The 15720-nt window shown below is 60.8% G+C and carries 10 protein-coding genes; 1 reads left to right on the top strand and 9 read right to left on the bottom strand.

Going from position 1 to position 15720, the window contains the following annotated elements; all coding sequences use genetic code 11:
- Positions 1-28: 28 nt before the first annotated feature.
- Positions 29-928: a lipid kinase YegS gene (yegS, locus tag IM313_RS21755; RefSeq protein ID WP_049000327.1), complete on the bottom strand. Its 900-nt coding sequence runs from the start codon at positions 926-928 to the stop codon at positions 29-31.
- Positions 929-1069: 141 nt separating this feature from the next.
- On the opposite strand from yegS, the gene IM313_RS21750 reads away from it, so the two are divergent.
- Positions 1070-1570, top strand: a complete 501-nt coding sequence (locus tag IM313_RS21750) for a DUF523 domain-containing protein (RefSeq protein WP_192971303.1) — start codon at positions 1070-1072, stop codon at positions 1568-1570.
- A gap of 162 nt (positions 1571-1732) precedes the next feature.
- Here IM313_RS21750 and yegQ read toward each other — a convergent pair whose 3' ends face one another.
- From yegQ to yegD, 8 genes are all read right to left on the bottom strand, one after another.
- Positions 1733-3094, bottom strand: coding sequence for a tRNA 5-hydroxyuridine modification protein YegQ (gene yegQ, locus IM313_RS21745; RefSeq protein ID WP_008500866.1), 1362 nt, complete (start codon positions 3092-3094; stop codon positions 1733-1735).
- A 168-nt stretch (positions 3095-3262) separates the two neighbouring features.
- Entirely contained in the window at positions 3263-3985 is a 723-nt protein-coding gene (baeR, locus tag IM313_RS21740) for a two-component system response regulator BaeR (protein WP_047367938.1), read from the bottom strand.
- Complete coding sequence (baeS, locus tag IM313_RS21735) at positions 3982-5385, bottom strand: two-component system sensor histidine kinase BaeS (protein WP_028013813.1); 1404 nt, start codon at positions 5383-5385, stop codon at positions 3982-3984. The genes baeR and baeS overlap by 4 nt, the downstream gene beginning before the upstream one ends.
- Entirely contained in the window at positions 5382-6797 is a 1416-nt protein-coding gene (locus IM313_RS21730; RefSeq protein ID WP_192971304.1) for an MFS transporter, read from the bottom strand. The genes baeS and IM313_RS21730 overlap by 4 nt, the downstream gene beginning before the upstream one ends.
- The gene (gene mdtC, locus IM313_RS21725; protein WP_192971305.1) at positions 6798-9875 is read right to left on the bottom strand and encodes a multidrug efflux RND transporter permease subunit MdtC; all 3078 of its coding nucleotides are present in this window, start codon (positions 9873-9875) and stop codon (positions 6798-6800) included. It abuts the gene before it with no gap.
- Positions 9876-12998: an MdtB/MuxB family multidrug efflux RND transporter permease subunit gene (locus tag IM313_RS21720; RefSeq protein WP_049000319.1), complete on the bottom strand. Its 3123-nt coding sequence runs from the start codon at positions 12996-12998 to the stop codon at positions 9876-9878. It abuts the gene before it with no gap.
- Positions 12998-14200: an MdtA/MuxA family multidrug efflux RND transporter periplasmic adaptor subunit gene (locus tag IM313_RS21715; protein ID WP_126300512.1), complete on the bottom strand. Its 1203-nt coding sequence runs from the start codon at positions 14198-14200 to the stop codon at positions 12998-13000. The genes IM313_RS21720 and IM313_RS21715 overlap by 1 nt, the downstream gene beginning before the upstream one ends.
- A gap of 159 nt (positions 14201-14359) precedes the next feature.
- Positions 14360-15712, bottom strand: coding sequence for a molecular chaperone (gene yegD, locus IM313_RS21710; protein WP_192971306.1), 1353 nt, complete (start codon positions 15710-15712; stop codon positions 14360-14362).
- Positions 15713-15720 lie beyond the last annotated feature (8 nt).

Genomic DNA, 15720 nt, shown 5'->3' with positions numbered 1-15720 from the left:
AGGGCATCATCGCGCACCGTGTGAAACATCAGCGCAAAAGCACACAGTCCGGCGGCAGCCTGCACTGCAGCGCGCCGGGTAATACCTCAATGCGGAACTGCGTCCCGCTAAGCGGCTCTCCGTCGAGGTTAAACGTCATCCCGTGCGGCGCATTCACCTCGAACCACGCCGATTTACCGTCAATGATATTCGGGCTCTCTTCCGGCTGCGTCAGCGTGGTAAACAGCGCGGGCAGCAGACCGTCGCCGGTGAAAATGCGCAGCTGTAGCTGACCATCGTTAATCAGCGCCTCCGGGCAGAGCTGCTGTCCGCCGCCTGCCTGACGTCCGTTGCCAATCCCAATCACCAGCGCGTCACCCTGCCACTGAAAATCCTCACCGCGAATTTCGCATCGGTCCGGCTTGAGGGTGTCCATGCGCATCAAACCGTGGATCAGGTATGACACACCGCCCAGCGCCGCCTTCAGTTTTTCCGGCGTTTCGCTGGTAATGCGCGTGCCGAATCCACCCGTCGCCATATTGATAAAGCAGGTTTTGTCATTCACCTGGGCGATATCCACGGCGGTGGCTTTGCCGAGGATCGCCAGCTGAAGCGCCTTCTCTAAATCTTCCGGGATCCCGGCGCTGGTGGCAAAATCATTGGCGGTGCCGAGCGGTAATATGCCCATCACCGGGCGATCTGCCGGTGGCAGGTCGATAAGCGCAGAGGCGATCTCATTGATGGTGCCGTCGCCGCCGCCGGAAATGATGGTGCTGATACCTAACGCTAAGCCTTCGTTGATATAGCGTGCCGCGTCGCCTTTTTCCCATGTCACGCGCACGTGGATACGTGCGCCGTCGTCACGCAAACCCATAATCGCCTGACGCAACGGATCGTTGCCTGCACTTTTGCCATTGAGAATCAATAAACTGTCTGGATAGGTTGCCATCCTCGCTGCTCCCTTTTTTAGCGTTAGTAAGAGTGTATAGCAGAGAGGAAAAAAGCGGGTAAGAACAGGATGAAAGGAATAAAATATGCCCGAAAGCGCGTTACACTCCAGCGATGATATTAACGTAATCACAGGAAAGTGATGATGAATAAAATTTTGGTAAGCGCGTGCCTGATGGGCTTCAGGGTCCGTTATAACGGAAGTGAAAAAGCGAGAATGAAAGCGCAACTCGCTCGCTGGCAACAGGGACAACGTCTGGTTATCCACTGCCCTGAATTGGCTGCCGGGCTGCCTGTACCGCGTCCTCCGGCAGAGATTATGTCCGCTGATGGCAAAGACGTAATGCGCGGCCAAGCCAGAATTATTGAAAATACCGGGCAGGACGTTACTGAGCAGTATCAGCTTGCAGCCTGGCTTGCGCTACGCGCTGCTCAGGAGTCGGGGTGTAGCGCTGCATTGTTAACCGATGGCAGCCCAACGTGCGGCAGTGAGTTTATTTATGACGGATCGTTTCGCGGTATACAGAAAGCGGGGATGGGGGTTGCTGCGTCGTTGCTCGCTGAGAATGGGATCGCCGTGTTCTCAGAGAAGCAAATCGACGAACTCATTGCCTGGATTGAGGAGAGAGAAGGCAAAAAATAAGCCCGCGTAAGGGAGATTACGCAGGCTAAGGAGGTGGTTCCTGGTACAGCTAGCATTTATGGGTTATGTTTTTCAGCGCGTGGGATAATACCCGTATTGAACGAAGCGGTATGTGATCCGATTCTAAGAATTATCCCAGCGCGAAAAAATTTCCCTGAATGACTATTTGCCGTGTGGATTACGTGTGCTTTCACCGTTGAAGTTACGCATCAGCAGCGCGAACTTCAGCTCCACCTCTTCCGGAACCGGCAGCCAGACGGTATGCCCGTCGCCCGGCGCAACCTCAATCGCTTCGCCTTTGCCGTTTTCCAGATGCTCCAGCGTGAAGTTCATGTTGCCCTGCGGGGTCATCAGCTCCAGGCTGTCGCCTTTGGTGAACTTGTTTTTCACCGCCACGGCCGCCAGCGCGCCTTTGCGCTCGCCGGTGAAGTCGCCGACAAACTGCTGGCGCTCGGAAACGGAGTAGCCGTGCTCGTAGTTCTGGTAGTCGTCGTGGGTATGGCGGCGCAGGAAGCCTTCGGTATAGCCGCGGTGCGCCAGGCCTTCCAGCGTTTCCAGCAGGCTAGTATCGAACGGTTTACCGGCCGCCGCATCGTCGATGGCTTTACGGTACACTTGTGCGGTACGCGCGCAGTAGTAATAGGATTTGGTGCGGCCTTCAATCTTCAGGGAGTGCACGCCCATCTGGGTCAGGCGCTCAACGTGGGCGATGGCGCGCAGATCTTTCGAGTTCATGATGTAGGTGCCGTGCTCGTCTTCAAAGGCGGTCATGTACTCGCCCGGACGTTTGGCTTCTTCAATCATAAACACGCTGTCGGTTGGCGCGCCGATGCCCAGCGTAGGCTCAACGTTGGTCACCGGAATAGGCTCGTGCTTGTGGACGATGTTGCCGATGTCGTCCTCTTTGCCTTCCTGGACGTTATATTCCCAGCGGCAGGCGTTGGTGCAGGTACCCTGGTTCGGGTCGCGCTTGTTGATATAGCCGGAGAGCAGGCAGCGGCCGGAGTAGGCCATGCACAGCGCGCCGTGAACGAAGATTTCGATTTCCATATCCGGCACCTGGGTGCGGATCTCTTCGATCTCTTCCAGCGAAAGCTCGCGAGACAGGATGACGCGGGTCAGCCCCATCTGCTTCCAGAATTTCACCGTCGCCCAGTTGACGGCGTTAGCCTGTACGGAGAGGTGAATATCCATTTCCGGGAAGTTCTCCCGAACCAGCATGATTAAACCCGGGTCCGACATGATCAGCGCGTCCGGCCCCATATCCACCACCGGCTTCAGGTCGCGGATGAACGTTTTCAGCTTGGCGTTGTGCGGCGCGATGTTGACCACCACGTAGAATTTTTTACCCAGAGCATGCGCCTCGTTGATGCCGAGCTGCAGGTTCTCGTGGTTGAATTCGTTATTACGCACGCGCAGCGAGTAGCGCGGCTGGCCCGCATACACGGCGTCGGCGCCATAGGCGAAAGCGTAACGCATATTTTGCAGCGTTCCCGCCGGGGAAAGGAGTTCCGGTTTAAACATGTTTGTTCTCGTTCTGATGACAGGTCAGATCCGCATGCACCAGGTGCAGCGGTAAGGGGAGATCCCCCACTTTAAGGGCGGGCATTGTAGCGCTGCGGGGCAGGGAGGTAAAGTTATTGTGCCGGGTGGCGGCTTCGCTTTACCCGGCCTGGATTAACCAGCGGCTAACTAGGCAATCCTGCACGCATCCGCTTCCCAGCGATACCCCACGCCGTACACCGCGCGAATAAATGACTGCTCGGCGTCCAGCGCCTCCAGCTTGCGGCGCAGGTTTTTGATGTGGCTGTCGATGGTGCGATCGGTCACCACGCGGTAATCGTCGTACAGGTGGTTCAGCAGCTGTTCGCGTGAGAAGACTTTTCCCGGCTCGTGGGAGAGGGTTTTCAGCAGGCGGAACTCCGCAGGGGTGAGGTCCAGCAGCTTGCTGCGCCAGCTCGCCTGGAAGCGGCTCTCATCCACAATCAGCGGGCTTTCGGCGTCCAGCATCTGAAGCTCGCGCTTCGGCCTGCAGCGGCGCAGAATGGTTTTCACGCGGGCCACCACCTCACGCGGGCTGTAGGGCTTGCAGATGTAGTCGTCCGCGCCGATTTCGAGCCCCAGCAGACGGTCAATCTCTTCGATTTTGGCGGTAACCATGACGATCGGCACGTCGGAGAAGCGACGAATTTCCCGGCACAGGGTCAGGCCATCAACGCCAGGCAGCATTAAATCCAGCAGGATAAGATCCGGCGGGGTCTGGCGCACGTACGGCAGCACCTGGTCGCCGTGGCTGATCAGTGACGGGGCATAGCTGGCCGCGCGTAAATAGTCGATCAGCAGCTGTCCCAGCTTGGGTTCGTCTTCGACGATCAAAATGCGCGGCGTGTTTTCGTCAATCGGTAACTCGGTCATACTTCTCTCGATAAATCCCGTTCCAGAGGTAACTCTACTGTAATGCTAACCCCGCCAAAAGGCGAATGGGCGGCGCGAATGGTGCCATTATGCGCCTCGACGATGTTAACGCAAATCGCCAGCCCCAGGCCGGAACCGCCGCTGGCGCGGTTGCGGGAGCCTTCGGTGCGGTAAAAGCGCTCGAACAATTTTTCCAGCTGTGCGTCCTGCACGCCGGGGGCGGAATCCGCGAAGGTGAGGGCGAAGCGCCCGTTGTCCTGCCTGCCGGAGATATGCAGCCCGCCACCGCTGTCGGTGTAGCGTAGGCTGTTCTCCAGCAGGTTGTTGAACAGCTGCATCAGCCGGTCTTTGTCGCCAAACACCACCGCGCTGTCCGGCAGGGAGAGGTCGATTTTTAGGTTGCGACTGGCAAAGCGCTCGCGGAAGGCACCGCTCGCCACCTCCAGTACGTTAATCACATCGACAGGCGCCTTCTGGTAGGCCAGTGCGCCTTCGTCGGACATGGAGAGCTGGTGGAGATCGTCCACCAGCTTGGTGAGCGTGCCCACCTCCGCCTGCAGGGAGGCCACCGATTCGGGCGTAAACTGGCGCACGCCGTCCTGAATGGCTTCCAGCTCGCCGCGCAGCACCGCCAGCGGGGTACGCAGCTCGTGGGAAATATCGGCCATAAAGTCGCGGCGCATCTGCTGGTTTTTCTCCAGCGTGCTGGCGAGTTGGTTAAAGTCCTGCGCCAGCTTGCCCAGTTCGTCCTGGCTGCGGGTGTCGACGCGGGTGGTGAAATCCCCGGCGGCCAGCTTGTGCGTGCCTTCCACCAGCCGTTTCACCGGCGCGAGCAGACCGCGCGCCAGCGGGAAGGTGGCGAGCGCGGCGAGCAGGGTGGAGAGAGCGACGATCAGCCAGCTGGTCCGGCGCTGCTGGCGGTCAAAGTTGATGTCGGTGTTGCGCGTCAGGCGCTCCACCGGTGAGGCGATAACCCAGCCGACGGTCGCGTTATTCACCTTAATTGCCCGGCGGGTGCCGTCCGGCGGTATCGGGGCGCGCGGCCCAACCAGCGTGCGCATATCTTGATCGATTACCCAGAACTGGGTGCGCCAGCCGTGCGGCGGCATCCCCGGGCCAGGCCGATCGTCGCCGGCATCGTGCTCCAGCGAGCGCAGGATCTGGAAAATAAAGCGGTCATTGTTGCGCAGAAAACGCCAGTTGCCGTGCTGGGCGTACTGTTCACTCAGCGCATCGCTTAAGCCCTGTAAACGCTGTTCATTGCCATGCTTGATGTAATCAATAAAACCGCGCTCAAAGCTGATCCGCACCGCCCAGTGCATAGTGATCAGCAGGACGATACAGGTGGCGAAGATCGCCACGAAGAGCTTGCCGGTAATACCCGGACGCCAGAATTTCATGAGCCACTCCTTTTGCCGCGCCTAATCACGACGTTCTTGCTGGTATCATCCGGCACTCTGGCGAAGATGAAAGCGGGCAGGGCGATAATGACCGCCATGCTGAGATAGGTATATAAAAAGACCTGATGCGCCACCGGCGTGTCGACGCTGAGGTGATGCTGGCCGTACATGCCGAGCAGTAAACCCGCGATGGTCACGCCGACGCTCATGGAGAGCTGCATGATCATCGACAGCAGGCTGTTGCCGCTGCTCGCCAGATCGTCCGGCAGGTCTTTCAGCGTCAGGGTATTCATCGATGAGAAGCGCATGGAGTTGACAATCCCCTGGCAGAACAGCACCAGCGGCAGGACGTAGTACCAGCCCATCAGCGCCACGGCCATAAACAGCAGGCTGACCAGCGACAGCCCCAGCGTGGCGGCCACCAGCACGTGACGGTAGCCAAAGCGGTTCACCACCTGCACCACGATGCGCTTCATCCCCATGCTGCCGAGCACCATCGGGATCATCATCAGGCCCGCGTGGAACGGCGAAAACCCCATGCCAATTTGCAGAAACACGGGCGTCATAAACGGCAGCATGCCGCTGCCGATACGTCCGGCGAAGCTGCCGAACAGGCCAAGGCGGTAGGTGGGATTTTTAAATAAGTTCAGGCTGAACAGCGCCTGGTCATTCCCGCGAGCATGCCACAGATACCACAGAATGGCGGTGATGCCGATAACCACCAGCACCCCGAGCGTCAGGGCGGAGATCCCCAGCCCCTTTTGCCCGTCGAGCGCCAGGGTGAGCGTGGCCATGCCCGCCGCCAGCAGAATAAAGCCGAAGAAATCAAAGCGTCGGGTCTGCATTTTGTAGTTCGGCATCAGCGTCAGGGTGGCGATGGCGCCGATGATGCCCACCGGCAGATTGATCAAGAAGATCCAGTGCCAGGAGGCATACTCCACCAGCATCCCGCCCAGCGCCGGGCCCAGCAGCGGCCCTACCTGGCCGGGCAGCGTGACGAAGGTCATCGCCGCCATGTACTGCTCGCGTGGCACAATCTTCATCACCGTTAACCGCCCGACGGGCACCATCATCGCCCCGCCGACGCCCTGCAGCACGCGCGCCGTCACCAGTTGGTCTAGGGTGCTGGCCTGGGCGCAAAACAGCGAGCCAGCGGTAAACAGCACGATGGCGGTAAAGAAGATATTCCGCACGCCCACTTTGTCCGCCAGCCAGCCGCTGGCAGGCAGCATCACGGCCACCGTCAGCACGTAGGAGACAATCACCATGTGCATATGCAGCGGGCTCTCTCCCAGGCTTTTCGCCATGGAGGGGAGGGCGGTGTTGACGATGGTCGTATCCAGCGACTGCATAAAGAAGCCGAAGGCGACTATCCACAATTGCCAGCGAACGTTGCTGGGAAGCTCAGTCATTTACCCGTTTACCGTTTCTCTGTTTTTACGCGAAAAGCGCAGCCGCAGGCGGTCGAAGAACAGATAGACCACCGGCGTGGTGTACAGCGTCAGCAGCTGGCTCATCACCAGGCCGCCGACAATGGTGATCCCCAGCGGCTGGCGCAGCTCTGAGCCGTCGCCGCCCGAGATAACCAGCGGCAGCGCGCCAAACAGCGCCGCCAGGGTGGTCATCATGATCGGACGAAAACGCAGCAGGCAGGCCTGGAAAATGGCCTCTTCCGGCGAGAGGTTGCCGTTGCGCTGGGCGTCCAGCGCAAAGTCCACCATCATGATGGCGTTTTTTTTCACGATGCCGATCAGCAGCATGATCCCGATAAGCGCGATCAGGCTGAATGGCGCGCCAAACAGCTCCAGCGCAAGAAGCGCCCCCACGCCCGCCGACGGCAGCGTCGAGAGGATGGTCAGTGGGTGAACGTAGCTCTCATACAGGACGCCAAGCACAATATAGACCGTGGCGATGGCCGCCAGAATCAAAATCACCTGTGAGTTCATCGTCTCCTGAAACACCTGCGCGGTCCCGGCAAAGCTGCCGCGCACGGTGGACGGTACGCCGAGCTGCGTCATCGCGCGGTTGATCGCGTCGCTGGCCTCGGAAAGCGACGAACCGGCGGGCAGGTTAAAGGAGATGGTCGACGCCGCCGACAGCCCCTGATGGTTCACCGACAGCGGCGCGTTGGCTGGCCGCCAGCTGGCAAAGTACGAGAGCGGAATCGCCTTGCCGTCGCTGTTAATCACAAACATTTTGTCCAGCGCGCTGATGTCCTGGGTGTAGCGCGGGTCAACTTCCATCACCACCTTATACTGGTTCATCGGCTGATAGATGGTGGAGATCTCGCGCTGGCCGAAGGCGTTATTTAGCAGGCTGTTGGCGGCTTCAACGTTGATGCCCAGCCGCGACATGGTTTCGCGGTCATAGGTGAGCGCCATCTCCGCGCCGTTGTCCTGCTGATCGGAGTTCACGTCCGCCAGCTCCGGCAGGGCGGCCAGCGCCTTACGGATCTTCGGCTCCCACTCGCGCAGGGCGGCTAAATCATCCGAGAGCAACGTGTACTGGTAGCTGGCGTTCGCCTGCCGCCCGCCGACGCGGATATCCTGAACGGCCATCAAAAACAGGTTTGCGCCCGGCTCTTTGGCGAGCTTCACCCGCAGGCGGTCAATCACCTGCTGCGCCGTTTCGTTGCGCTCGCCGCGCGGCTTAAGGGTAATGAACATCATCCCGCTGTTAACGCGGGAGCCGCCGGTAAAGCCAGTGACGTTGTCTACAGCCGGATCCTCACGAATGATCTTCATAAAGTCCTGCAGCTTGCCGCGCATTGCCTGGAATGAAATGCTCTGGTCCGCCTGAATCCCGCCCATCAGCACGCCGGTGTCCTGCTCCGGGAAGAAGGTTTTAGGGATGGTGATGTACATCCAGACGTTGAGCCCAATGGTGGCGATCAGCACCAGGCCGACCAGCCGCGTATGGTTCAGCACCCACTTCAGCGATTTGCCGTAGCCTTCCTGCATCGCCATCAGAAAACGACCAAAGCCTTTGCGACGCGGCTGCGAGTGAGGCTTGCTGCGCTTGAGCATCCAGCCGCACATCATCGGCGTCAGCGTCAGGGAAATCACCAGCGAAATCCCGATGGCGACCGAGAGCGTGACGGCAAACTCCCGCAGCAGCCTGCCCGGCAGCCCGCCCATCAGCAGCAGTGGCAGGAATACAGCCACCAGCGACAGGCTCATGGAAAGTACCGTAAAGCCCACCTCGCGCGTGCCCTGCAGCGCGGCCTGCAGCGGTTTCACGCCCGCTTCAAGGTGGCGGGAAATGTTCTCCAGCACCACGATGGCGTCATCCACCACGAAGCCCGTTGCAATCGTCAGGGCCATCAGCGACAGGTTGTTAAGGCTAAAGCCACACAGGTACATGGCGGCAAAGGTCCCAATCAGCGACACCGGCACGGCCACCGCCGGGATCAGCGTCGCGCGGCCGGAGCGCAGGAACAGGAACACCACCAGGATCACCAGCGCGACGGAGATAATCAGCGTTTGCTCCACCTCTTCAAGCGAGGCGCGGATGGTCGGGGAGCGATCCTGGGCAATCTGCAGATCGATTGCTGCCGGGATGGTCTCCTGTAGCTCCGGGAGGCGGGCGCGAATGCTGTTCACCGTCTCAATAATGTTCGCCTCCGGCAGCTTGCGGATCATCAGCAGGATGGCCGGTTTAGCGTTGGTCATCCCGGCGTTGCGCACGTCCTGCACCGAGTCGGTGACGCTGGCGACGTCGCTCAGGCGTACCGCCGCGCCGTTGTTGTAGTGAATAATCAGCGGCTGGTATTCCGCGGCGGTTTTTAGCTCGTCGTTGGTCTGGATCTGCCAGCGGTGGCTGCCGTCCTCAATCGCCCCCTGCGGTTTACGCACGTTGGCGCTGCTGATGGCGGAGCGCACGTCGTCCAGCGACACGCCCTGGTTGAACAGCGCCTGCGGGTTCAGGCCCACGCGCACGGCGGGCAGAGAACTGCCGCCAACGCTCACGTCACCCACGCCGTTGATTTGTGAGATCGTCTGCGCCAGCTGGGTCGACGCAAAGTCGTAGAGCTGCCCCTGAGAATAGGTGTCAGAGGTCAGCGTCAGGATCATGATTGGCGCGTCGGACGGATTGGCCTTGCGGTAGGTCGGACGGCTCGGCATCCCGCTCGGCAGAAGGCTTTGCGCGGCGTTGATGGCCGCCTGCACGTCACGGGCGGCACCGTTAATATCCCGGTCGAAGCTGAACTCCAGAATGATGCGCGTGCTGCCCAGCGAGCTGCTGGAGGTCATCTCGTTGACCCCCGCAATCCGCCCAAGAGAACGCTCCAGCGGCGTGGCAACGGACGAGGCCATGGTCTCCGGTGACGCACCCGGCAGCGAGGCGCTGACCATGATCACCGGGAAATCCACCTGCGGCAGGGGGGCAACTGGCAGCAGCCGGAAGCCCAGTACGCCGCACAGGGTAATGGCGACGGAGAGTAAAATCGTCGCCACCGGACGGTAAATGTAGAGGGCGAAAAACTTCACTTACGCCTCCTCTTCACGTTTCGGGAAACGGCTTTTGGTCCACAGCGCCAGGCGGTCAAACAGCAGATAGATCACCGGCGTGGTGAAGAGCGTCAGCACCTGACTCACCAGCAGGCCCCCGACCATACCGATACCCAGCGGGCGGCGCAGCTCCGCGCCGACGCCGGTGCTGAGCATCAGCGGCAGCGCCCCCAACAGGGCGGCCAGCGTGGTCATCAGGATCGGGCGGAAACGCAGCAGGCAGGCCTGGAAGATGGCATCGCGCGGCGACATGCCCTGCTCGCGCTCGGCGGCCAGCGCAAAGTCGATCATCATAATGGCGTTTTTCTTCACGATCCCGATAAGCAGGATGATGCCGATGATGGCAATAACGTCCAGCTCGCTGCCCGCCAGCATCAATGCCAGCAGCGCCCCCACGCCCGCCGTTGGCAGGGTAGAGAGGATGGTGATCGGGTGGATAAAACTTTCGTACAGCACGCCAAGCACGATGTACATCGCCACGACCGCCGCGACGATCAGCCAGACGGTGTTGCCCAGCGCGGCCTGGAACGCCAGCGTGCTGCCCTGGAACTGGGTCTGAATGTCGGACGGGAAGCTGAGCGCTTTTTCAGCAGCCTGGATGGCTTCCACCGCCTCGCCCAGCGAGTAACCGTCCGGCACGTTGAAGGAAATGGTGGTGGACGGGAACTGATCCAGGTGGTTAATCGACAGCGGGGTATAGCGCTCCTCCACCGTGGCGATGGCGCTCAGCGGCACAATGCCGCCGTCTTTGCTGGTCAGGCGCACCGAGTCCAGCGCGGCCAGGCCGGGGGTGTGCTCGGTGTTGTGCTCCAGCACCACGCGGTACTGGTTCGCCTGGGTGTAGATGGTGGAGATCAGGCGCTGACCGAAGGCGTTATACAGGGCGTTGTCCACGTCCGACATGGTGATGCCCAGACGGCTGGCGGTGTCGCGGTTAACGTTGACGTAGGCCGCCAGCCCCTTGTCCTGCCAGTCGCTGCTGACGTCGGCGAGCTGCGGCAGGGTGTTAAGTTTTTCAACCAGCTGCGGCACCCAGGTGCTGAGGGCGTCAAGCGACGTAGCCTGGAGCGTGAACTGATACTGCGTGCGGCTGACCTGGGTATCAATGGTCAGATCCTGAATCGGCTGCAGGTAAAGCTCAACGCCCGGCACGCGGGCCACGGCGCTTTGCAGGCGCTCGATGACGGCGTTCACGCGGTCGTCGCGCTCATCCAGCGGCTTGAGGTTGATCTGCAGACGCGCGCTGTTGAGCGACGGATTGGTGCCATCCACCCCCACGTAGGACGTCAGGCTCTCAACCGCCGGGTCTTTCATGATGATTTCAGACACCTGCTGCTGGCGCTGCGCCATGTTCGCGAAGGAGACCGACTGCGGAGCCTGAAGCGTGCCCTGAATAATGCCGTTATCCTGGATGGGGAAGAAACCTTTCGGAATAAAAATCCACAGCATTACGCTGAGCGCCAGCGTGCCCAGCGCCACGCCAAGCGTTGCCCACGGATGGTTCAGCACTTTCGCCAGCACGCGACCGTAGGCGGCAATAATTTGCTCGAACATCCGCTCGGAGGCGCGGGAGAAGCGGTTTTGCTTGCGCAGAGACTCGTGGCTCAGCATGCGGGCGCACATCATCGGCGTCAGGGTCAGCGACACCACGGCAGAGATCAGAATGGCGACCGCCAGCGTCACGGCAAACTCGCGGAACAGCCGCCCGACGATGTCGCCCATAAACAGTAGCGGGATCAGCACCGCAATCAGGGAGAAGGTCAACGAGATAATGGTAAAGCCGATTTCCCCTGCGCCCTTCAGCGCGGCGGCCAGCGGCTTTTCACCTTTCTCGATATAGCGCGAGATGTTCTCGATAACGACGATGGCGTCATCCACCACGAACCCGGTGGCGATGGTGAGCGCCATCAGCGTCAGGTTGTTAATCGAAAAGTCGAGGAACACCATCACCGCAAAGGTCCCGACCAGCGAGAGCGGCACGGCGACGGCGGGGATAATGGTTGCCGGAACGTTGCGCAGGAACAGGTAAATGATCATTACCACCAGCGCAATCGCCAGCATCAGCTCGAACTGGGTATCGGTGACCGACGCGCGAATGTTGGTGGTGCGGTCGGAAAGGACTTTTACGCTGACCGATTTCGGCAGGCTTTCAATCAGCTGCGGCAGCATGGTGCGGATGCTGTCGGCGGTTTCGATGATGTTGGCGCCCGGCTGGCGCTGCACGTTCATCACGATCGCCTGCTGCTTGTTCGCCCACGCGCCGAGCCAGCTGTTTTCCGCGCCTTGTTCCACGGTGGCGACGTCGCCCAGGCGGATCGGCGCGCCGTTCTGGTAGGCCACAATCAGCTGACGGTATTCGTCGGCGGACTGCATCTGGTCGTTTGCCGAGAGGGTGACCGCACGGGTCGGGCCGTCAAGCGAGCCTTTCGCCGAGTTGACGTTGGCACTGCTGATGGCGGTGCGGATGGTTTCGCTGGTCAGCCCCAGCGCGGCAATCGCCTGTGCGTTAAGCTTCACGCGCACGGCCGGGCGCTGGCCGCCCGCCAGCGTGACGAGGCCGACGCCGGAGACCTGAGAAATCTTCTGCGCCACGCGGGTTTCGACCATGTCTTCGACCTGGGTCATCGGCATGGCGGAGGAGGTGACGGCCAGCGTCATGATCGGCGGATCCGCCGGGTTCACCTTGCTGTAGACCGGCGGGTTAGGCAGGTCCGACGGCAGCAGGTTGGTGGCGGCGTTGATGGCGGCCTGCACTTCCTGCTCGGCGACGTCCAGCGACAGCGTTAGCTGGAACTGCAGCGTCACGACGGATGCCCCGCCGGAACTCTGGGAGGACATCTGTTTTAATCCGGACATCTGGCCAAACTGGCGCTCCAGCGGGGCGGTAATGGCGGACGTCACCACGTCCGGGCTGGCGCCAGGATAGAGAGTGACAACCTGAATCGTTGGGTAATCCACCTCCGGCAGCGCCGACACGGGCAGGAAGCGGTAGCCAATGATCCCGGCCAGCAGGATCGCCACCATCAACAGCGTGGTGGCGACAGGGCGGAGGATAAACAGGCGTGACGGCCCACCTGTAGAGCTCGGGGGCATAACCTGCATCAGGAGGTCGCTCCCTGTTTTGCAGGTTCAACCACCTCAACTTTCGCGCCTTCGGTGAGGCGGTCGATGCCGTCGGTGACCACGCGGTCGCCGACGGAGAGCCCGGCGCTGATGACCACCGTCTGGCTGTCCTGAATCCCGGTTTTCACCAGATGCTTGCTCACTTTATTGTCGCTGTTCAGCACCCAGACAAAGCTTCCTTCGTTACCCATCTGCAGCGCTGCGGTGGGGATCACTACCGCGTTCTCTTCGGTAGCGACCAGCATTCGCGCGTTGACGAACTGGTTCGGGAAGAGGGCATCGTCCTGGTTGTTAAAGCGCGCCTTCAGCTTGATGGTGCCGGTGGTGGTATCGATCTGGTTGTCCAGACTGAGCAGGGAACCCTCGCTCAGCTTCTGCTTGTTGGTGCGGTCCCAGGCTTCCACCACCAGGCCTTTGCCGGCTTTTTGCGCCTGCATGACGGTTGCGATATCGCTTTCCGGCAGGGTAAAGACTAAATCAATAGGGTGGGTCTGGGTGATCACCACGATGCCCGTGGTGTCGCCGCTCGAGATCTGGTTACCGATATCGACCTGCTTCAGGCCCACGCGTCCGTCAATCGGCGCGGTGATGCGGCTCCAGTCGAGTTGCAGCTGCGCGCTGGCGACGGCGGCCTCGTCGGCTTTGATGGTGCCCTGCGTTTCGCTGACCAGCGACTGCTGGGTGTCCAGCTCCTGACGAGAAACGAGGTTGGTTTTCACCAGCTGCTGGTAGCGCGCCAGATCGCGACGGGCGTTGGCGAGGGTGGCTTTGTCTTTCGCGAGCTGCCCCTGCGCCTGAGCAAGAGCGACTTTAAACTGGCTCGGGTCGATTTCCGCCAGCAGATCGCCCGCTTTGACCTGCTGACCTTCCTGGAAGTGGATCGCGATGAGCTGACCGTCAACGCGGCTGCGCACCGTGGCGGTGTTGGCGGCGGTAATGGTTCCGAGCCCCGTCAGATAACGCGGAACGGCTTTGCTCACCGCCGTTGCCGCCTGAACCGGTGCCAGCGCGCCGCCGCGCATGCCGTGACGGCCGCCGCCAGCCGGGCGCTGGGCCTGGCTGCTGGCGCCAGCGGGAGCGGCGGAGTTCGCAGATTGACTGTGCCAGTACCAGGCGGCGGCAAGGACCACCACAATGATGCCAGCGGCGATTGCCCAGCGGGATTTGTTACTGCCTTTCATCGTTATACGTTCTCATCCTGAATACTTCGGGGAATGATACTAGTTTAGTCAGCTAACACAGCGGAAAAATGGAGGAAATATGGAAGACTGTCAGGAATGGTCTGAGTGTGGCGATCGTTTTAGCCGGGTAAGGCGAAGCCGCCACCCGGCACAACCGCATTAGCTAAACATCACCTGCGCCCAGCGCGCCAGCCCTGCGGTAACGGAGCCAAAGTCATCCCCACCGGCAATCGGAATGCCCGGCAGTTGTTCCGCCAGCGCTTTCTTGATCAGCGGCGAACGGGCGCTACCGCCGGTCAGGTAGATCACATCCGGCTTCTCTTTGCCGTTCTCCAGCGCCAGCTGGACCTGCTCCAGAATGCGCTGCAGCGGCTGAGCAAGCGCCGTTTCCAGCCCCTCCTGTGAAATCGCAGTGGCCAGATCCTCGCTGATAAACGGCAAGGAGACCGCGTGTTCAGGACGGTCGGAAAGGGCGATTTTGCACTCCTCCGCAGTTCGCACCACGCGGTAGCTCAGGCGCTGACGCCACACTTTATACAGCAGGGCGACCTTCTCGGCATCCTGCGCGTCGCGCACCAGATCGTTGAGGAAGCGCCCGTTCGCGGTGCTGTAAAAATCACTCTGCGCCGGAACGTCGTTGATGGCAATCGCGTTCCACCACGGCAGGATCGGCAGGGCGATGCCTTTTTCCGTTTGCCCGCCCATGCCCAGCAGCGGCATCAGGCTCTTAAAGGCCAGGGCGATATCCAGATCGTTGCCGCCTACGCGGCAGCCGCTGTGCCCGAGCAGGCTGTTTTCGCGGTCACGACGGTGATGCCACTGCGGTCCCATCAGCAGCAGCGAGCAGTCCGTTGTACCGCCCCCGATGTCGACGACCAGCACGCGCTTCTCTTCCGTCAGCGTGGCTTCAAAATCCAGCCCCGCCGCAACCGGCTCGTACTGAAACACCACGTCGCGGAATCCCGCCCGGTGCGCCGCACGCTCAAGTATCCCCTGTGCCTGCTGGTTGGCTTCGTCACCGCCCAACCCCTGGAAGTTGATCGGGCGGCCAATCACCGCCTGGGTGATAGTATCCGGCACCTGCGACTGCGCCTGATTGCGGATATGCAGCATCATGGCGCAGACCAGATCTTCAAACATCGCCACCTGCTGCGGCTTCAGGCCGCTCGCGCCGAGGAAGGACTTTGGCGATTTAACGAAGTAGACCTCTTCCGGGTCTTCAATGTAATGCCCGAGCGAGGAGAGGCCAAACTGCACGCTTGAAGGGGTAACGTCGATGTCTTCCTCGCGGTTAAAGCTGACTGCCCGACGCAGCAGCGCCTGGGTCTCCGCCGCGGTAGCCCGAACCTGATGGTGGCGGAACAGCCACTCGCTCACCGCTTCGCGCGTCGGCGCGCAGAGCATTGATGGCAGCAGCGTGCTCTCTTTTTCCATTTTCAGAAGCTGCGGTTGGCCGTTTTGCATGATCGCAACCGAGCAGTTTGCCGTACCGTAGTCAAATCCAATAAACACGATTAATC

Source organism: Enterobacter cloacae complex sp. P2B, assembly GCF_014895985.1.
Lineage (GTDB): Bacteria > Pseudomonadota > Gammaproteobacteria > Enterobacterales > Enterobacteriaceae > Enterobacter > Enterobacter bugandensis.
This window is presented reverse-complemented; position numbering and strand designations above follow the sequence as displayed.